Consider the following 18037-nt stretch of genomic DNA (forward strand, 5'->3'; position numbering starts at 1 on the left):
GGATAAAAAATGTTCGCAGTCATCAAGACCGGCGGTAAGCAGTACCGTGTGGCAGCAAACGACGTGCTGACCATCGAGAAGCTTGAAGTCACCGCCGGCGACACCGTAGAATTCACCGAAGTCCTCGTTATCGGCGAAGGCGCCGACGCTGCGATTGGTGCTCCCTTCGTCAAGGGCGCTTCCGTCAAGGCCGAAGTGGTCGAGCACAACCGCGGCAAGAAGGTCATCGCCTTCAAGAAGCGCCGTCGTCAGAACTCGAAGCGTTCGCGCGGCCATCGCCAGCATCACACGGTCGTCCGCATCACGGACATCGTGGCTGCCAAGTAAGTAACGGGATCAAGGTTTAAAGGAGAACTCCAATGGCACACAAAAAAGCTGGCGGTTCCTCGCGCAACGGTCGCGATTCCGAATCCAAGCGCCTTGGCGTGAAGAAGTTCGGCGGCGAAGCCGTCCTCGCAGGCAACATTATCGTGCGTCAGCGCGGTACGCAGTGGCATCCGGGCGCCAATGTCGGCCTCGGCAAGGATCACACGATTTTTGCGCTTACGGCGGGCAACGTGGACTACCGTACGAAGGCCAATGGCCGCGTATACGTCTCTGTAATGCCGAAAGCGGAAGCAGCGGAATAAGCCGGTAGCGCTCTAAAACAGCCGGCGTCTCATCGACCCGGCTGAAGCATCAGGTTCAGTCAAGAAAAAAGGGGAGATGGGGCGCCATCTCCCCTTTTTCTTTACCCTCAACCAAGGAGGACTGAACCATGCAAGGCGAATTGTTAAGGGAAGGCCAATCGAGGTCTCCCGAAGAACGGCTGAGGCCGGAGCGGTTAAGGACCGATTGCCCTGTCTTATTGTCGGAAAGGCTCGTTCTGCGCGCGCCCCACGAAGAAGACATCGACGCCCTTGCCCATCTCGCCAACAACGCCAACGTCGCCACAATGGTATCGCGTATGCCGCACCCGTATACGACCAATGATGCCGCCGATTTCGTGCGACGCACGAAGCTTGGCGAGATTGGCAAGTGCGTCTATGCGATTACCAAAGCCGACAACGGCGCCTTTCTCGGTTGCTGCGGGGTCGAACCCACGGCCGATCCGCACACCGTCGAGATCGGCTATTGGCTGGGCGAGCCTTATTGGAACCAGGGTTATACGACAGAAGCCGCCCATGCCCTGATCGACATGGTCTTCCGCACGCGCGAAAATGTCGCCCAGATCGACGCCCGTTGCCGGGTGATGAACGTCGCCTCCAGGCGGGTGGTGCAGAAGTGCGGCTTCCAGTTCCAGGGATCCGGCCTTGCCGCGTCGCTGGCGCTCGGCAGCACGGTATCGGTCGAATGGTACCGGCTCGACCGCAAGACCTGGATGTCACTCAGAAGCTGGGGAGGCATGCGATGAACGCCGCTATCCTGCCCCGCCGCGACGTCAGGAGCCTGACGCCCGGTCCGACGCCGGTTATCCGGACGGAGCGGCTGACGCTGCGCCCGCACCGGCTCGGCGATGCCGACGCGATGACGGAATCCCTGTCGGATTTCGCCGTCACCCGCATGCTCGCCCGCGTGCCGGTGCCGTACGACCGGCAGGATGCGCTGGACTGGCTTGTCCCGCGCACCGCCGGCCTCGATAGCGACTGGATGCTGGCTGTCACCGAGGGGGACGACGTCCATATCGGCTGCGTCGGCATCGACCTCCGGCATGGCCGCTGGCATCTCGGCTACTGGCTGAACCGCTACTACTGGCGGCGCGGCATCATGAGCGAGGCTGTCCCGGCCGTCCTCGAGCGCTTCGCCCGCCGCATGCCCGAAGTCGCCATTTTCTCCGGCGTCTTCGCCGACAATCCGGCGTCGTTGAAGCTGCAACAGAAGCTCGGCTTCGACATCATCGGCTGCGCCGAGGTCTACAGCTTCGCCCGCAACACCATGGTTCCGCATATCGAAACCGTGCTGAAGCCGGGCGCGCTGCGGCTCTCGCAGGCGGCGTGAGGCCAAGCATGCCGCGCAAAAGTGCGCAGCGGTTTTGCGATAATGACATCCGCAAAATCAAAGATCTAAAGCGCAAGGAGCGAATCTGAAAGATTGCAATGCGCTTTAAAAACCAGTCATCGCCGGCTCCACCGGCGATGGCGCCCTATCCGTCGATTTCGACCCAGACCGGAAAATGATCGGAACCTTCCGCATCGATATCCACATAGGCCGAGCGCAGACGATCACTCAACCCGCAACTGATGAAGCAGTAGTCGAGATGCATGCGCTTGTTACGATCCTTCGGATCCATCCAGCTATAGGCTTCGGGCGTCAACGCGCCGGCAGTATCGAGCGCGTCGGTCGGCACATCGAAACGCGGCATGCGGCCGTAGAAGGCGTCCTTCAGGCCGGCAAGCGCGCAATATTCCGGCGATTCCGGCACCATGTTGAAATCGCCCATCAGGATAAAATCCTCCGGCAGCGGCGGATCGGCGTAGTCGATCTCCATGGCTCCCGTCAGCGAACCGCCATCGCGCACAAAATTGATCGCATGATCTTTGAGATAGTGGATCTGGCGGATGCGCTCGTCGGGCGAGACGTGATCGAGATGCACGGAATAGACCCGGACCGCGCCGCCCGGCGCATCGATCACCGCTTCGACGGCGACGCGCTGCAGATTGAGTTTGGAAAGCGTGCGGCTGCGCGGCAGAAGCAGCGTCCGCGTCGCAAGGATCGGCCAACGCGACAGCACCATATTGCCGAACTGGAAGCGCAGATCGCGTGGGCCGGCTCCCGGCGGCAGCAGATCCAGCCCCGCCCCATAGATGGAGTAATAGTCCGGCAGCAACGCTTCGATCGCGGCGACCATGTCGATACGGCCATTGCGGACAAAGCCGCGGGTTACTTCCTGCAAAGCGATGATATCGGCGCCCGCAAGGTTTGCGACGATGCGTTCAAGATCATATCTTTCGTCGAGGCCGAAGCCGCACTGGATGTTATAGCTTGCCAACTTCACGATAATCTTTGACCTCCGGCTGAACCGCCTATATCGAAGGCGACATGACGGGCAAATGACCGCGCCGCCTGTCCTGGCGGACATGCAGAGGACGCGGTAACAATTGAAAAGAGCGCATAGGCTTTCCTGACTCCATTCGTTGTAAGGGGTTATGCGCCAATACCGAGTGACGGAAGTAAAATGAAATTTCTCGACGAAGCAAAGGTCTATATTCGGTCTGGTGATGGCGGCGCGGGCAGCGTGTCCTTCCGGCGTGAGAAATTCATCGAGTTCGGCGGTCCGGACGGTGGCGATGGCGGCCGCGGCGGCGATGTGTGGGTCGAGGCCGTCAACGGGCTGAATACGCTGATCGATTTCCGCTATCAGCAGCATTTCAAGGCGAAGATCGGCATGCATGGCATGGGCAAGAACCGCGCCGGCGCCAAGGGCGACGACGTGACGCTGAAGGTCCCGGTCGGCACGCAGATTTTCGAAGAAGACGAGGAAACCCTGATCTGCGACCTGACACAGGAGGGCCAGCGCTTTCGTCTCGCCGCCGGCGGCAATGGCGGCTTCGGCAACGCCTATTTCAAATCCTCGGTCAATCAGGCGCCCGATTGGGCCAATCCCGGCCTGCCCGGTGAAGAAAAGACCATCTGGTTGCGGCTGAAGCTGATCGCCGATGCCGGCCTCGTCGGCCTGCCGAATGCGGGCAAGTCGACCTTCCTTGCCGCCGTCAGCCGCGCCCGGCCGAAGATCGCCAACTATCCATTCACGACGCTGCACCCCAATCTCGGCGTCGCCACCATCGATAGCCAGGAATTCATTCTGGCCGACATTCCCGGCCTGATCGAGGGCGCGCATGAAGGTGTGGGCATCGGTGACCGTTTCCTTGGCCATGTCGAGCGCACCCGCGTGCTGCTGCATCTGGTCTCCGCCCAGGAAGAAAAGGTCGGCAAGGCCTACAAGACGGTGAAGCACGAGCTCGAAGCCTATGGCAACGATATCACGGACAAGCCGGAGATCGTCGCACTGTCGCAAATCGACGTGCTGGACGAGGAGACGCTGAAGAAAAAGACGCGGGAACTGGCACGGGCCTGCGGCAAGACGCCGTTCCGCATTTCCGCCATCACCGGCAGCGGCATGACCGAGGTGTTGCGCGCTTTGCGCGACGTGATTGTCGAGGCGAACGCTGGCACCCAGGAAGAGAAGCCGGCGAAAGCGCCGAAACTGCGCCATCGTGACATGGCCGTTGTCGATAAGGAAAGCGACGACGAGGAGCAGCAGGGATGACTGCCCGCAAGCCGCTCGACCGCTACCGCCGCATCGTCATCAAGATCGGCTCCGCCCTTCTGGTCGATCGCAAGGCCGGCCTGAAGAAAACCTGGCTTGACGGCATGTGCGCCGATATTGCCGGGCTGAAGGCCAAGGGGGCCGATGTCCTCGTCGTCTCCTCCGGCGCTATCGCGCTCGGCCGTTCGGTGCTCGACCTGCCCTCCGGTGCATTGAAGCTGGAGGAAAGCCAGGCGGCCGCGGCCGTCGGCCAGATTTCGCTGGCGCGCGCCTGGTCAGAAAGCCTGTCGCATGACGATATCGTCGCCGGCCAGATCCTGCTGACACTCGGCGATACCGAAGAGCGCCGCCGCTATCTCAACGCCCGCGCCACCATCAATCAGCTCCTGAAGATCGGCGCCGTACCGATCATCAACGAAAACGACACGGTCGCCACCAGCGAAATCCGCTATGGCGACAATGACCGGCTGGCCGCCCGCGTCGCCACCATGACCGGCGCCGACCTGCTGATCCTGCTGTCTGACATCGATGGGCTCTACACCGCCCCACCGCATCTCGATCCGCAAGCGAAATTCCTGGAAACGATCGCCGAGATCACGCCGGAAATCGAAGCCATGGCCGGCGGCGCGGCCTCCGAACTGTCGCGCGGCGGCATGCGCACCAAGATCGATGCCGGCAAAATCGCCACGGGCGCCGGCTGCGCCATGATCATCGCCTCGGGCAAGACCGACCGGCCGCTGAACGCCATCGAAAACGGTGCGCGCTCCTCCTGGTTCGCGCCTTCGGGCACGCCCGTCACCGCCCGCAAGACCTGGATTGCCGGGCAATTGCAGCCCGCCGGTGAGCTGCATGTCGACGAGGGCGCCGTCACCGCGCTCGGCGCCGGCAAGAGCCTTCTGCCTGCCGGCGTGCGCAGCATTGTCGGTAATTTCGGCCGCGGCGACACCGTGGCCGTTATCGGCCCCTCGGGCCGGGAAATCGCCCGTGGCCTTGTCGGTTACGATGCCGAGGAAGCCCGCCAGATCACCGGCCGCAAGTCGGCGGAGATCGAGGCGATCCTCGGCTATCCCGGCCGCGCCGCCATGGTGCATCGTGACGACCTCGTCATGACCGCGTCCGTCAAGACGAAGGCCGAGAAATTGAAGAAGGATGAAGCTCATGCTTGATACTGTCGCACAAAGTCCCGACATCGATGCGCTGATGAACGATATCGGCCGCAAGGCCCGGGCTGCGTCGCGACCTCTGGCATTCGCTTCGACCGAGAGCAAGAACAAGGCATTGAGCGCCATGGCCGATGCCATTCTTGCCCGCAAGGATCATATCCTTGCCGAGAACGCCAAGGACCTGAAAGACGTCGAAGGCACGGATATGCTGGCCTCCTTCGTCGATCGCCTGACGCTGAACGACAAGCGCGTCGCCGAGATGGCCGAAGGCATTCGCGCCATCGCCGCCTTGGCCGATCCGGTAGGCGAAGTCATTGCCGCCTGGGATCGTCCGAACGGGCTGAAGATCGAACGCGTGCGCACGCCGCTCGGCGTCATCGGCGTCATCTTCGAAAGCCGGCCGAACGTCACCGCCGATGCCGGCGCGCTGTGCCTGAAGGCCGGCAATGCCGTAATCTTGCGCTGCGGCAGCGATTCGCGCCGGTCCTCTCAGGCGATCAATGAATGCCTGGTCGAGGGGCTGAAGGCAGCCGGCCTGCCCGAGCACGCCATTCAGCTCGTGCCCGTGAGCGACCGTGCCGCCGTCGGCGCCATGTTGCGTGGCCTCGAAGGCAATATCGACGTCATCGTGCCGCGCGGCGGCAAGAGCCTCGTCGCCCGGGTGCAGACCGAAGCGCGCGTGCCGGTCTTCGCCCATCTCGAAGGCCTCTGCCACATCTATATCGATGCCTCGGCCGATCTGGAGATGGCGAAATCCATCGTCGTCAACGCCAAGATGCGCCGCACGGGCATCTGCGGCGCGGCTGAAACGCTGCTGGTCGATTCGAAGGTGGCGTCCACCCATCTGAAGCCGCTGCTCGACGGGCTTGCCGCGGCAGGCTGCGAAATCCGCGGTTCTGCCGAGGTGCTCAAGCTTGTGCCGGGATTGAAAGCCGCGACGGAAGAGGATTGGTCGACCGAATATCTGGCCGCCATTATTTCCGTCGCCATTGTCGACGGTATTTCCGGCGCGATTGGCCATATCGGCAAATATTCGTCCAACCATACCGAAGCCGTCATCGCCGAGGATCCCGCCGTGGTCGAGCGCTTCTTCACCGAAATCGATTCGGCGATCCTGCTGCACAATGCTTCGACGCAGTTTGCCGATGGCGGCGAGTTCGGCATGGGCGCGGAGATCGGCATCGCCACGGGCAAGATGCATGCGCGTGGGCCCGTTGGCGTCGAGCAGCTTACCTCTTTCAAATATCGTGTGCGCGGCACCGGACAGATACGGCCCTGACGTGCTGAAAGAAGAGATCGATTACCGCTATCTGCGCATGCCGCATGCCGAACGCGGCATGGTAGTCGGTCTTTTCGGCGGTTCCTTCAATCCGCCGCATCAGGGCCATGCGCTGGTGGCTGAAATCGCCATCCGGCGGCTTGGCCTCGACCAACTCTGGTGGATGGTGACGCCTGGCAATCCGTTGAAGAACCGCAATCATCTGGCGCCGCTTGCCGAGCGCATCGCGCTCAGCGAGGCGGTCACGCATGACCCGCGCGTCAAGGTGACAGCTTTCGAGCAGACGCTCGGCATGAGCTACACGGCCAATACGCTCGCCTACGTCAAGGCGCGCAATACCCATGTTCATTTCATCTGGGTCATGGGTGCGGATAGCCTCAACACGTTTCACCGCTGGCAGAAATGGCAGGAGATAGCCCGCACCTTTCCGATCGCCGTCATCGACCGGCCGGGATCGACCCTATCCTACCTCTCCGCGAAGATGGCCAAGACGTTTCACTATGCCCGTGTCGACGAGGATGACGCCCGGGTATTGTGGAAAAAACCGGCTCCGGCCTGGACCTTCATTCACGGTCGGCGCTCGACATTGAGCTCAACCGCCTTGCGCGCAGCACAATGACGGTCTCGGCGCGATAACGAGTCTGATTTTCAGGAAAACCTCCAAAATGAAAAAGCCCGACGGGGGAGGAGATCCGTCGGGCTTTCAAACCTGATCAGCAACTGGGAGGAGGAGTGTTGCTGATCGATATCGAAAGGCTTTGGGAGGAGGAGATCGCCGTTTCGATGATTATGTTTTAGCAGATTTGACCAAATGATAAAACGCTGATAGCGCAATGCAGCAATGCATTTTCATCGTGGCTCCGAAAATAATCTGCCCAAAAAACGCTTCTTTTACATGATCTGAGCAGATTGCGTCGCGGCTTCCGGCGCGACCTTCTCCAAAATCTCCCCAAAATCGCACGATTCGTAACGTTACGTCTCATCCCGTGAGCGTTCGCCATCCTTTTGGGCGAATTCAGCCATGCATTTATGCAATGGCAAGGCGTTCTTGTATGCGTCCCGGAGGCAAATCCCTATAAAATTCGTAGAGTTACGCTCCACCGTAACGCTATATTTTCCGGAACATATCCCCTAGCCAAGCATCGTCGGCCGTTATATCTGTCCAGATATGTCGATACTTTCCAGGAGAAATAGAATGGCCACGCGCCGCCGCCAATGGATCAAGCTTGCAACCGCCGCCCTTTCCGCCGCCTGGCTTGGCCTGTCGGTCATTCCGGCGCCGGCATTCGCCGCCGACAAGATCACCGTCTTTGCCGCCGCCAGCATGAAAAACGCCCTGGATAATATCGACGCTGCCTTTACCAAGGAAACCGGCAAGCAAGTCACCGTCTCCTATGCGGCAAGCGGACCGCTGGCCAAGCAGCTCGAAAACGGGGCGCCGGCCGATGTCTTCATTTCCGCCGATACCGACTGGATGGACTATGCCGCCAAGAAAAAGTTGATCAAGGACGACAGCCGCGTCAACCTGCTGGGCAATCAGATCGTTCTCGTCTCCGCCAAGGACAAGGCCAAACCCGTCGACGCCAAGCAGGGCATGGACCTTGCCGGCCTTCTCGGCGACGGACGCCTAGCGATCGGCCAGCCGGAATCGGTGCCAGCGGGCAAATACGGCAAAGCAGCGCTGGAAAAGCTCGGCATCTGGTCTTCCGTCGAGAAGAAGGTCGCCGGCGCTGAAAGCGTGCGCGCCGCGCTTGCGCTCGTTTCACGCGGCGAAGCGCCCTATGGCATCGTCTACAAGACCGACGTTTCCGCCGATCCGGGCGTTGCCGTGGTCGGCACCTTTCCGGAAGACAGCCATCCGCCGATCATCTATCCGATCGCGATCACGGCCAGCAGCACCAACCCCGATACACAGGCCTATGTCGATTATCTGAAATCGGCTAAGGCTGTTCCGTTCTTCGAGCACGAAGGCTTCACGGTTCTCAAGAAGTGAGCGTCATCGCTCGACCGTAGGCAAAAAAGCTCGTCTTTACAGGCTCGCCGGCTGATGGCGGGCCTGACATGTCTTTGCGAGGCCGAACTTGGACGCATTGGGTTTGAGCAGCGACGAATGGACGGCGATCGAGCTGAGCCTGCGCGTCTCGACCGTCGCCATGCTGGTGAGCCTGCCCTTCGGCATTGCCGCCGCGATGTTGTTGGCGCGTGGTAAATTCTGGGGCAAATCGATCCTCAACGGCATCATCCACCTGCCGCTGATCCTGCCGCCCGTCGTTACCGGCTTCATCCTCCTCATCCTCTTCGGCCGCAAAGGCCCCATCGGCGCTTTGCTCGATCAATATCTCGGTATCGTCTTCTCCTTCCGCTGGACCGGTGCGGCGCTTGCCTGCGGCGTGATGGGCTTTCCGCTGATGGTCAGAAGCATCCGCCTGTCGATCGAAGCGGTCGATCGCAAATTGGAAGAGGCCGCCGGAACACTTGGCGCCAGCCCGCTCTGGATATTCCTCACGGTGACCTTGCCGCTGATCCTGCCCGGCATCATCGCCGGCATGATCCTTTCCTTCGCCAAGGCCATGGGCGAGTTCGGCGCCACCATCACCTTCGTCTCCAACATTCCCGGCGAAACGCAGACGCTGTCGTCGGCGATCTACACCTTTACGCAGGTGCCAGGTGGTGATGCCGGCGCGCTGCGGTTGACGATCGTCGCGATCGTCATTTCCATGGTGGCACTGCTCGCCTCTGAATTCCTCGCCTATCTCGCCGGCAAGAGGGTGGATTGGGAATGACGCTGACCGTCGATATCCGCCATCGATTGGGCGCATTCTCGCTTGAAGCCGCCTTCACCTCCGACGGCGGCGTCACGGCCCTGTTCGGCCGCTCGGGCTCGGGCAAGACCTCGATCATCCGCATCATCGCCGGGCTGATCCAACCCGATCATGGCCGCGTCAGCCTCGATGGGACTGTGCTTGCAGACACCGACGCCCAGTTCTTCGTTCCGCGCCACCGCCGCCGTTTCGGCTACGTCTTCCAGGAGGCGCGGCTGTTTCCGCATCTTTCCGTGCGGCAGAACCTGAATTACGGCCGCTGGTTCGCGCCGAAAAGCGGCCATAGCGAAAGCTTCGATGGCGTCGTTGATCTCCTCGGCATCGCAGCCCTTCTCGATCGACGACCGGCCAAACTCTCCGGCGGCGAGAAACAGCGCGTCGCCATCGGCCGCGCCCTGCTGTCGTCACCACGGCTGCTCTTGATGGACGAACCGTTGGCCGCACTCGACGAGGCCCGCAAAGCCGAGATCCTGCCTTATCTCGAACGGCTTCGCGACGAGACGAAGGTGCCGATCATCTATGTCAGCCACTCGATCGCCGAGGTAGCGCGACTGGCCAACCGTGTCGTCGTCATGCGCGACGGCAAGGTGGAAGCGACGGGACCGGCGGTCGAGATCTTTAGCCAGCTTTCCGGCCCGCAGGCGATCGACCGCCGCGAAGCCGGCGTTCTGCTCGAGGGTCGTGTGGAGCATATCGACCGCGAGCATCGCTTGACCATCGTGGCGCTAAAGGCAGCGAGGCTCTTCGTGCCCGGGGAGGCGGCTGGAATTGGCAAGATCGTCCGCGTCCACATTCCCGCCCGCGACGTCATACTGGCAACGGCACGACCCGAAGGTCTCAGCGCCCTCAATATCCTCGAAGGGCGGGTGCTTGCCCTCGGCACGGCGGCCGATGGCACCGTGGAAGTAAAAGTGGATTGCGGTGGCGACACGGTCCTTGCCCGCATTACGCAGTTTTCCTCCGAACGGCTGGGTCTGCGCATCGGACTGCCCATCCACGCAGTCATCAAGACCGTGGCGCTCGAATCCTAAGGGCGATCAGGACTCCACCTGCGGCTCTGCGACGGCGTCGTCAGGGTTGCGATTGGCCTCCAGCCATTCGAGATCACCGGCAATGGCGGCCCGCACCGAACTCTCCATGCCGCGGAACCGCCGCAGCAATTCCTCGCCGAAGGGCGTCAATGCCGCGCCGCCGCCGTTCGGGCCGCCGCGCTGGGATTCGACGGCCGGCTCCTGGAACATATGGTTCAATTCGCTGATCAGCAGCCAGGCACGGCGATAGGACATGTCCATGGCCCGACCGGCGGCCGAGATCGAACCGGTTTCGCGAATATGTTCAAGGAGTTCCATCTTGCCGCGCCCAAGCCGGCCCTGCCCCGAAAAACTGATGCGGAGAATGGGTTTCAGGGATTGTTGCGGAGCTTTGGTCATGGCGTCTAAGCGTTTCGATCTGATCTTGTGTATACGCGTCCTTCGCGCACCTGTACATGGGAAGCGGGCGGCTGAGATCGAGGACGGGGCTCACCTCACCTTGCGTTACCCCGGCCGAATTGCCCACATATGGTGCGAAAGAGGCGGGAAATACCACAAAAGCTTGTCTTTACGTCCAATAGATGACAACCAGCGTCTTGAAACCTTAATGCTTTGGTGCCTATCTTTAAGGTGTGATCGACTCAGATCATGTGCCTGTTCTGTTACTCAAGGAAGGAAGAGCACTGACAACAGTACACGCCAAGGGAAGAACGCCTGTCGTTGTCCCGAAGAGCCCGGAACGTGGCGTCGATGCCGCTGCCCGCGCCCTGCAAGCCGTCCTCGTAAGCCTCGAGGACTCCAAGGCCGAAAATATCGTCACCATCAACATTGCTGGCAAGTCCGCGCTTGGAGACTACATGGTCGTCGTCTCCGGACGCTCGAACCGGCATGTCCTGGCGATCGCCGACCATCTGATCACCGACCTCAAGGAAGAAGGCCTGGGCAATGCCCGCGTCGAAGGCCTGGAAGGCGGCGACTGGGTGCTGATCGACACGGGTGACATCATCATTCACGTGTTCCGTCCCGAGATTCGCGAGTTCTATAACATCGAAAAGATGTGGGCCGCACCCGATCTCGACGAGGGCACGCTGCACTGACCTATTCCGGGCATTATTCCCGGTCCGGGTTGGTAGGTTTGAATAGCCGGACATGATTGTCCGGCAGCGGTCTATATTTTGTGCCGTCATGATGGCGGATATGCTTGGGAGCGGGAATGCGGATAGGCCTTTTTGCCGTGGGACGGTTGAAAACCGGCCCTGAAAAGGATCTTGCGGCCCGTTATCTCGACCGTTTCGCCAAGGCTGGTCCAGCAATCGGCCTCGAATTGGCGCGCATGACGGAAGTCGCCGAAAGCCGCGCATCCAACGGCGAGACGCGCAAGCGTGAAGAAGCGGTCCTGTTGCAGAAAGCGCATCCGGACGGCGGCATTCTTATTCTGCTCGACGAGCGCGGCAAGGCGCTGGACAGCGAAGCCTTCGCTGCTTTGCTTGGTACGTTCCGCGACCAGGGCAAGCGCGATCTCACGATCGCCATCGGCGGCGCCGACGGTCTCGACCCCTCCCTTTACGAGAGAGCCGACGCGACCATCTGCCTGGGCAAGATGACCTGGCCGCATCAGCTTGTACGCATTCTCATCGCCGAACAGCTCTATCGTGCGGTCACGATCCTCTCCGGTCACCCCTACCATCGGGTTTGAGATTCCGCTGCCCCGGATCGAATTGCTCGAAAACAGTTTGGCTTTCGGCTATTTTGCGTTAACGGAACGCTCACACAGGCGTGTTTTGATTCCCGCCGCAAAATTGATGATGCTTCCTGGATAATCGCGGCAAACCGGTTTAATTTCGCGCGATCTGAAGGGGCCGAGCCCAAACGACTGGATGAGAAAAACCCCACCCACGCTTTCCCGCTTGCTGCTGCCCTCACTGGCGGTGTGTCTTGGCGTCGGTGTCTATGTGGAAAGCCCGTTTCAGTTCCGGGATATGGCCCTGGCGCAGGAAGATGACGGCGCCTCGCCCGCGCAGACCCCCACGCAAACCAAGGACGACCAGCCCGGCGTCACCTCGACCGCACCCTCGACGCAGCCGGCCGAACAGGCGCCGGACCCTGCCGCCGATCTTGCCAAGAAGCGCGATCAAACCCGCGCCGAGCTGGAGGAATTGTCAAAGACGATCAGCCTTTCCTCCGACAAGACGAAAGCCCTGGAAGACAGCATCGCCTCGCTCGACAAGAGCACGGCCAGCCTGCGCCAGGCGCTGATCGACAGCGCGGCCCGCCGAAGGGATATGGACCGCAAGATAGAGCAGAGCGAAAAGAAGCTGACCGATCTCGCGGTCAAGGAAGACAAGATCCGCAAATCATTGCATGAGCGCCGTGCGCTGTTGGCCGAAGTTCTGGGCGCGCTGGAACGCATGGGCCGCAACCCGCCGCCGGCGCTGCTGGTAACGCCCGACGATGCGCTGGCTTCCGTGCGCAGCGCCATCCTGCTCGGCGCCGTCGTTCCCGGCATGCGCAAGGAGACGGACAAGCTCATCGCCGACCTTACCGATCTCACCAAACTGCATGCTGCCACCGCGGCAGAAAAGGCCGATCTCACCGCCACCATGACCAACAGTCTGGAGGAGGAACGACGCATGGACATGCTGGTCGCCGAAAACGACAAGCACAGCCATGAGAATGCCGCCGAACTGGACGCCGAACGCAAGCGTTCCGAAGAATTGGCGGGTCAGGCGACCAGTCTCGAGGGCCTCGTCGCATCGCTGGAAAGCCAGATCGGCTCGGTGCGCGATGCCGCCGCCGCGGCCCGGGCGGAAGAGGCCCGCCGGGAGCAGATGACCGATCAGCAGCGCGAACAGGCGAGGGCACTGGTCGAAAGCGGCGTGCCCGATAAAAACCGCATTGCGCCCGCATATCCGTTTTCCGACCTTAAACGGAAATTGGAGCTGCCTGTGGCGGGTGATATTCTCCGCCAGTTCGGCGACGATGACGGTACGGGACATACCGCGATGGGCCTGACCCTCGCAACCGGCGCCGACGCGCTCGTCACCGCTCCTGCCGATGGGACTGTCGTTTACGCCGGCGCATTTCGCAGCTATGGCCAGATGGTTATTCTGGATACCGGCGACGGTTATCATATGGTGCTGTCGGGAATGGACGCGATCAAGACGCGTCTCGGCAAATTTGTCTTCGCTGGCGAGCCGCTCGCTGTAATGGGCCAAAAAAGAGTCGCGAGCGCGACTGCATTGGCGCTGGAAACGGATCGACCAACGCTTTACATTGAATTTCGAAAAGATGGGAAGCCGGTCGATTCTCGGCCTTGGTGGACCTCCAAAGACACTGGAAAGGCACGCAATGATACGTAGGGCTTCTCTTGTTCTCGTTGGCGCATTGATGGGTGCGACCGCGATGAGCGTCATCTACACGGCGGTAGCGCCGGCGGAAGCCGCGGGCGCTTCCACGTACAAGGAACTGTCGATTTTCGGCGACGTCTTTGAACGTGTGCGCGCGCAATACGTAACGCCGCCCCAGGAAGACAAGCTGATCGAAGCCGCCATCAACGGCATGCTGTCCTCGCTGGACCCGCATTCGAGCTACATGAATGCCAAGGACGCCGACGACATGCGCACCCAGACCAAGGGTGAATTCGGCGGTCTCGGCATCGAAGTGACCATGGACAACGACCTCGTCAAGGTCATCACCCCGATCGACGACACGCCCGCCGCCAAGGCCGGTGTTCTCGCCGGCGACTATATCACCGCCATCGACGGCCAGTCGGTCCGCGGCCTCAAGCTGGAAGACGCTGTTGAGAAGATGCGCGGCGCCGTCAAGACGCCGATCAAGCTGACGCTGATGCGCAAGGGCGCCGACAAGCCGATCGAACTCACCATCATCCGTGACGTGATCGCCGTTGCCGCCGTCAAGTCGCGCGAAGAAGGCGGCGATGTCGGTTATCTCCGCATCATCTCCTTCACCGAAAAGACCACGCCGGACCTGGAAGCCGCGATCGCCAAGATCAAGAAGGATATCCCGGCCGACAAGCTGAAGGGCTATGTCCTCGACCTGCGCCTCAATCCGGGCGGTCTGCTCGACCAGGCGATCAACGTTGCCGACGATGTGCTGGAGCGTGGCGAAGTCGTCTCGACCCGCGGCCGCAATCCGGACGAAACCCGCCGCTTCAACGCGGGCCCGGGCGACCTGACCGACGGCAAGCCGATCATCGTGCTCATCAATGGCGGTTCTGCTTCGGCATCGGAAATCGTTGCCGGCGCTCTGCAGGATCTACGCCGCGCCACCGTCCTCGGCACCCAGTCCTTCGGCAAGGGCTCCGTGCAGACGATCATCCCGCTTGGCGATGGCAACGGCGCGCTGCGTCTGACGACGGCGCTTTATTACACGCCGTCGGGCCGTTCGATCCAGGGCACCGGTATTACGCCCGACGTCAAGGTCGACGAGCCGCTGCCGGACGATCTGAAGGGCAAGCTGGTGACGGAAGGCGAATCCAGCCTGCCGGGCCACATCAAGGGCCAGAGCGAAACCGACCAGGGCTCCGGCTCGGCCGCTTACGTGCCGCCGGATCCGAAGGACGACGTTCAGCTCAACTACGCGCTTGACCTGTTGCGCGGCGCAAAGACCGACCCGTCCTTCCCGCCGAACCCGGAAAAGGCGGTTTCCTCCAAATAAGGAAATAGCGCCGGGCTGGAAACAGACCCGGCGCTTTCATATCCAGGGCGAGGTGATTGATCTCATCTCGCTCTAACTATTTGAATAAGCATGTCTTATTCGAAATCCATTTTGGATCTGCTTGAGTGTTTTGAATCTGCAGCGTCTCCCTGCTTTGATGGCTGCATGAAACTGGAATGCACGGGGGCGGACATTTTCCCATTTTGGGGTGGATACGGACTTTGGGAACGGATTTGCATGCACCGCTGGGCCAGAACCGCGGCTCTGGCCGCAAGCGGCGGCGTCCGCCCTTCGGGCGCATCCTCGCCGGCTTCTGTCTGATCGCGATCGCCAGTTTTTCCCTCTATTCAGCACTGTTGCGCGACCATCTGCAGAAGACTCCCCCGGTCGAGACTGCCGAAAAGGCGTCGCCATCACCGCAGGCCAGTAACAAGCCGGCCACGGGCGATCAAACGACAGGCCTGAAGCAGGTCGATCCGCAATCCGGCGCCGATACGCATCGCATCGTCACCAGCGACGGTTCGGTCGTGACCATGTTCAGCCCGAATACGCGCGACGGCGACGGCCCTGTGCTGATCAATGCCAATCAGGTCGGCCAGGATCCGCGCATGGCGGCGACGCCGAACGACAGCCTGCTGGAGGATTCGCCTTTCGGCAAGCTGCCGATTATCGCGCCGAGCGGATTGAGACCGATGGACCAATATGCGCGGCCCTGGTCCGGTGCCCGCGGCACGCGCGTCGCCATCGTCGTCAGCGGCCTCGGCCTCAGCCAGACCGGTACGCAGCGCGCCATCGAGAAACTGCCGGAGGAAATCACGCTCGCCTTTGCCGCCAGCGGCAACAGCCTGCAGCGCTGGATGCAGGAGGCGCGGCGTGGCGGCCATGAAATCCTGATCCAGGTGCCTTTCGAGCCATTCGATTACCCAGGCAACAACCCCGGACCCGATACCCTTTTGACCTCGCAGCCCGCGGCCAAAAACATCGAAGACCTGCACAAGGCTTTGGCCGAAATCACCAACTATACTGGCGTGATGAACTATCTCGGCGGACGATTCCTGTCGAATGCCGATGCCATGGAACCGGTCATGCGTGATATCGGCAAGCGCGGTCTGTTGTTCCTCGACGACGGCTCCTCGGCACAGTCCAAATCCGGTACGGTTGCCAAGGCGCTTGAGGTGCCGCATGCATTTGCGGATGTGCAGCTCGACGGAGAATTGAAGCAGGATGCCATCCTGAAGAAGCTCGACGAGCTGGAGCGCATCGCCCGCCGTAATGGCTCGGCTATCGGCGTTGCGTCCGCTTTCGACGAGAGCGTCGACGCCATCAGCAAATGGAGCGAGGAGGCCGCCATGCGCGGCATCGAGATCGTCGCCGTCTCGGCGCTTGCCGACGACCCCAAACATCCCTGAAGGCTTAGAGGATTACCATGAGCAAGAGCCGCGTCCCCATCAGAGCTGAAGACCTGCCTTATCGCCCCTGCGTCGGCATCATGGTGCTCAATCGCGAAGGGCTGGTCTGGGCCGGCAAGCGCATTCCGGACGGCAATTCCGAATATGACGGCTCGCCGCATCTCTGGCAGATGCCGCAGGGCGGCATCGACGAAGGCGAGGACCCGCTAGTGGCCGCCTATCGCGAGCTTTACGAAGAGACCGGCATAAAGACCGTGACGCTGCTCGCCGAAGCGAAGGACTGGATCAACTACGATCTGCCGCCGCAATTGATCGGCATCGGCCTCAAGGGAAAATTCCGCGGCCAGACCCAGCGCTGGTTCGCCTTCCGCTTCGACGGCGACGAAAGCGAAATCGCCATCAATCCGCCGCCGGGCGGCCATGAACCGGAATTCGAGGCCTGGGATTGGAAGCCGATGGCGGAGCTACCCAGTCTGATCGTCGCCTTCAAACGGTCCGTCTACGAGCAGGTCGTCGCCGAATTCCAAAATTTGGCTGGGTTGAAGGCGGAAGACTGAGCGCATTCCGGCCGCCTGAAAGGGCGGCCGGGAAATCGATACTAACTATTCAGCAGAATCAGCGGAATCGGCGTTAAGCTGGCCGTATTTGGCTTCGCCGATCTTTTCGAGCAGGTCGATCTGGGTTTCGAGGAAGTCGATATGACCTTCCTCATCCGCCAGCAGCTCTTCGAACAGCTTCATCGAAACATAGTCGCCGGCGTCGTGACAGATATCGCGCGACTTCTTGTAGGCGGTGCGGGCGTCATATTCGCCGGCGAGATCGGCCTCCAGCACTTCCTTGACATTCTGGCCGATGCGCAGCGGCGCCAGCGTCTGCAGGTTCGGATGCCCTTCGAGGAAGATGATGCGAGCAACGAGACGATCGGCGTGGTGCATCTCTTCGATGGATTCCGCACGCTCCTTCTTGGCAAGCTTGGTATAGCCCCAATCTTCCAGAAGCCGGTAATGAACCCAATATTGATTGACTGCACCGAGTTCGAGAAATAGGGCCTCGTTAAGCCGCTCGATGACTTTTTTGTCGCCTTTCAATGTCCGCTCTCCTGTTGTCTTCATGGAACTTTTTCAAGCGGGACATGAAATCAAATATTTCCGCCTCCGTCGAGTGGCGGCGGGCATGATAGTCCTCGGTCGTCTGTATAATGATGTCGACGACATTCGGGAAGCAGCCGCAGCAACGGCCGCGCTTCGACATGGCGTGATAGACCTTGGCGGGGACGATGAGCTGCCAACAATCCTGATCGAGGAGCTCGATGATGACCTCCCGGATTTCCTTGTCGGTGATGTAATTACAACTGCAAACCAGCATTCTTCGCTCAGCCCGTCAAACATGACATCTGCTGTCTTGTTATCT

21 protein-coding genes are annotated in these 18037 nt (G+C 61.0%); 17 read left to right on the forward strand and 4 right to left on the reverse strand.

Annotated elements, in window-relative coordinates:
• Window positions 1-9: 9 nt before the first annotated feature.
• The 4 genes from rplU to QA648_RS16665 all read left to right on the forward strand — a co-directional run bounded on the left by rplU (window position 10) and on the right by QA648_RS16665 (window position 1977).
• Window positions 10-327, forward strand: coding sequence for a 50S ribosomal protein L21 (gene rplU / locus QA648_RS16650; protein ID WP_028753733.1), 318 nt, complete (start codon window positions 10-12; stop codon window positions 325-327).
• A gap of 32 nt (window positions 328-359) precedes the next feature.
• Window positions 360-629 carry a 50S ribosomal protein L27 gene (gene rpmA, locus QA648_RS16655; protein ID WP_104824874.1) on the forward strand — a complete coding sequence of 90 codons (270 nt, stop codon included), beginning with the start codon at window positions 360-362 and terminating at the stop codon, window positions 627-629.
• A 128-nt stretch (window positions 630-757) separates the two neighbouring features.
• Window positions 758-1393, forward strand: coding sequence for a GNAT family protein (locus QA648_RS16660; protein WP_283048147.1), 636 nt, complete (start codon window positions 758-760; stop codon window positions 1391-1393).
• Window positions 1390-1977 (forward strand): GNAT family N-acetyltransferase, encoded by a 588-nt coding sequence (locus tag QA648_RS16665; RefSeq protein WP_283048149.1) that lies wholly within the window; start codon window positions 1390-1392, stop codon window positions 1975-1977. The genes QA648_RS16660 and QA648_RS16665 overlap by 4 nt, the downstream gene beginning before the upstream one ends.
• Before the next feature lie 145 nt (window positions 1978-2122).
• Here QA648_RS16665 and QA648_RS16670 read toward each other — a convergent pair whose 3' ends face one another.
• Entirely contained in the window at window positions 2123-2974 is an 852-nt protein-coding gene (locus tag QA648_RS16670) for an endonuclease/exonuclease/phosphatase family protein (RefSeq protein WP_283048152.1), read from the reverse strand.
• 180 nt (window positions 2975-3154) lie between these two features.
• Here QA648_RS16670 and obgE point away from each other — a divergent pair, with 180 nt between their 5' ends.
• The 7 genes from obgE to modC all read left to right on the forward strand — a co-directional run bounded on the left by obgE (window position 3155) and on the right by modC (window position 10541).
• Window positions 3155-4246, forward strand: coding sequence for a GTPase ObgE (gene obgE / locus QA648_RS16675; RefSeq protein ID WP_283048153.1), 1092 nt, complete (start codon window positions 3155-3157; stop codon window positions 4244-4246).
• Window positions 4243-5412 carry a glutamate 5-kinase gene (proB, locus tag QA648_RS16680; RefSeq protein WP_283048155.1) on the forward strand — a complete coding sequence of 390 codons (1170 nt, stop codon included), beginning with the start codon at window positions 4243-4245 and terminating at the stop codon, window positions 5410-5412. The genes obgE and proB overlap by 4 nt, the downstream gene beginning before the upstream one ends.
• On the forward strand, window positions 5405-6688 hold the full coding sequence (locus tag QA648_RS16685) for a glutamate-5-semialdehyde dehydrogenase (protein WP_283048157.1): 1284 nt from the start codon (window positions 5405-5407) through the stop codon (window positions 6686-6688). Before proB ends, QA648_RS16685 begins: the two co-directional genes overlap by 8 nt.
• Window positions 6689-6725: 37 nt before the next feature.
• The gene (locus QA648_RS16690; protein ID WP_245464001.1) at window positions 6726-7307 is read left to right on the forward strand and encodes a nicotinate-nucleotide adenylyltransferase; all 582 of its coding nucleotides are present in this window, start codon (window positions 6726-6728) and stop codon (window positions 7305-7307) included.
• A 576-nt stretch (window positions 7308-7883) separates the two neighbouring features.
• Window positions 7884-8681, forward strand: coding sequence for a molybdate ABC transporter substrate-binding protein (gene modA, locus QA648_RS16695; protein WP_283048158.1), 798 nt, complete (start codon window positions 7884-7886; stop codon window positions 8679-8681).
• A gap of 88 nt (window positions 8682-8769) precedes the next feature.
• Window positions 8770-9471, forward strand: coding sequence for a molybdate ABC transporter permease subunit (gene modB / locus QA648_RS16700; protein ID WP_283048160.1), 702 nt, complete (start codon window positions 8770-8772; stop codon window positions 9469-9471).
• Window positions 9468-10541 carry a molybdenum ABC transporter ATP-binding protein gene (modC, locus tag QA648_RS16705; RefSeq protein ID WP_283048161.1) on the forward strand — a complete coding sequence of 358 codons (1074 nt, stop codon included), beginning with the start codon at window positions 9468-9470 and terminating at the stop codon, window positions 10539-10541. The genes modB and modC overlap by 4 nt, the downstream gene beginning before the upstream one ends.
• A gap of 6 nt (window positions 10542-10547) precedes the next feature.
• Here modC and QA648_RS16710 read toward each other — a convergent pair whose 3' ends face one another.
• A complete protein-coding gene (locus QA648_RS16710) occupies window positions 10548-10940 on the reverse strand; it encodes a winged helix-turn-helix domain-containing protein (RefSeq protein WP_104824883.1) in 393 nt (130 codons plus the stop codon).
• A 251-nt stretch (window positions 10941-11191) separates the two neighbouring features.
• On the opposite strand from QA648_RS16710, the gene rsfS reads away from it, so the two are divergent.
• From rsfS to QA648_RS16740, 6 genes are all read left to right on the forward strand, one after another.
• A complete protein-coding gene (gene rsfS / locus QA648_RS16715; protein ID WP_104825279.1) occupies window positions 11192-11638 on the forward strand; it encodes a ribosome silencing factor in 447 nt (148 codons plus the stop codon).
• Between the two features lie 116 nt (window positions 11639-11754).
• Window positions 11755-12237 (forward strand): 23S rRNA (pseudouridine(1915)-N(3))-methyltransferase RlmH, encoded by a 483-nt coding sequence (gene rlmH, locus QA648_RS16720; RefSeq protein ID WP_283048164.1) that lies wholly within the window; start codon window positions 11755-11757, stop codon window positions 12235-12237.
• 181 nt (window positions 12238-12418) lie between these two features.
• Window positions 12419-13900: a murein hydrolase activator EnvC gene (locus tag QA648_RS16725; protein ID WP_283048166.1), complete on the forward strand. Its 1482-nt coding sequence runs from the start codon at window positions 12419-12421 to the stop codon at window positions 13898-13900.
• Entirely contained in the window at window positions 13890-15218 is a 1329-nt protein-coding gene (locus tag QA648_RS16730) for a S41 family peptidase (RefSeq protein WP_104824886.1), read from the forward strand. The genes QA648_RS16725 and QA648_RS16730 overlap by 11 nt, the downstream gene beginning before the upstream one ends.
• A 221-nt stretch (window positions 15219-15439) precedes the next feature.
• Window positions 15440-16627, forward strand: a complete 1188-nt coding sequence (locus QA648_RS16735) for a divergent polysaccharide deacetylase family protein (RefSeq protein ID WP_104824887.1) — start codon at window positions 15440-15442, stop codon at window positions 16625-16627.
• A 17-nt stretch (window positions 16628-16644) separates the two neighbouring features.
• Window positions 16645-17184, forward strand: coding sequence for an RNA pyrophosphohydrolase (locus QA648_RS16740; protein WP_104824888.1), 540 nt, complete (start codon window positions 16645-16647; stop codon window positions 17182-17184).
• A gap of 45 nt (window positions 17185-17229) precedes the next feature.
• Here QA648_RS16740 and bfr read toward each other — a convergent pair whose 3' ends face one another.
• Window positions 17230-17715 carry a bacterioferritin gene (gene bfr, locus QA648_RS16745; protein WP_028753752.1) on the reverse strand — a complete coding sequence of 162 codons (486 nt, stop codon included), beginning with the start codon at window positions 17713-17715 and terminating at the stop codon, window positions 17230-17232.
• Entirely contained in the window at window positions 17681-17992 is a 312-nt protein-coding gene (locus tag QA648_RS16750) for a (2Fe-2S)-binding protein (RefSeq protein WP_283048169.1), read from the reverse strand. Before QA648_RS16750 ends, bfr begins: the two co-directional genes overlap by 35 nt.
• Window positions 17993-18037: the final 45 nt, after the last annotated feature.

This window comes from Rhizobium sp. CB3171, assembly GCF_029714265.1.
GTDB lineage: Bacteria > Pseudomonadota > Alphaproteobacteria > Rhizobiales > Rhizobiaceae > Rhizobium.

Coding starts and splice junctions, on each gene's coding strand:
- rplU (WP_028753733.1), top strand. CDS start 10: ATGTTCGCAGTCATCAAGACCGGCGGTAAGCAGTACCGTGTGGCAGCA.
- rpmA (WP_104824874.1), top strand. CDS start 360: ATGGCACACAAAAAAGCTGGCGGTTCCTCGCGCAACGGTCGCGATTCC.
- QA648_RS16660 (WP_283048147.1), top strand. CDS start 758: ATGCAAGGCGAATTGTTAAGGGAAGGCCAATCGAGGTCTCCCGAAGAA.
- QA648_RS16665 (WP_283048149.1), top strand. CDS start 1,390: ATGAACGCCGCTATCCTGCCCCGCCGCGACGTCAGGAGCCTGACGCCC.
- obgE (WP_283048153.1), top strand. CDS start 3,155: ATGAAATTTCTCGACGAAGCAAAGGTCTATATTCGGTCTGGTGATGGC.
- proB (WP_283048155.1), top strand. CDS start 4,243: ATGACTGCCCGCAAGCCGCTCGACCGCTACCGCCGCATCGTCATCAAG.
- QA648_RS16685 (WP_283048157.1), top strand. CDS start 5,405: ATGCTTGATACTGTCGCACAAAGTCCCGACATCGATGCGCTGATGAAC.
- QA648_RS16690 (WP_245464001.1), top strand. CDS start 6,726: ATGCCGCATGCCGAACGCGGCATGGTAGTCGGTCTTTTCGGCGGTTCC.
- modA (WP_283048158.1), top strand. CDS start 7,884: ATGGCCACGCGCCGCCGCCAATGGATCAAGCTTGCAACCGCCGCCCTT.
- modC (WP_283048161.1), top strand. CDS start 9,468: ATGACGCTGACCGTCGATATCCGCCATCGATTGGGCGCATTCTCGCTT.
- QA648_RS16710 (WP_104824883.1), bottom strand. CDS start 10,940: ATGACCAAAGCTCCGCAACAATCCCTGAAACCCATTCTCCGCATCAGT.
- rlmH (WP_283048164.1), top strand. CDS start 11,755: ATGCGGATAGGCCTTTTTGCCGTGGGACGGTTGAAAACCGGCCCTGAA.
- QA648_RS16725 (WP_283048166.1), top strand. CDS start 12,419: ATGAGAAAAACCCCACCCACGCTTTCCCGCTTGCTGCTGCCCTCACTG.
- QA648_RS16730 (WP_104824886.1), top strand. CDS start 13,890: ATGATACGTAGGGCTTCTCTTGTTCTCGTTGGCGCATTGATGGGTGCG.
- QA648_RS16740 (WP_104824888.1), top strand. CDS start 16,645: ATGAGCAAGAGCCGCGTCCCCATCAGAGCTGAAGACCTGCCTTATCGC.
- QA648_RS16750 (WP_283048169.1), bottom strand. CDS start 17,992: ATGCTGGTTTGCAGTTGTAATTACATCACCGACAAGGAAATCCGGGAG.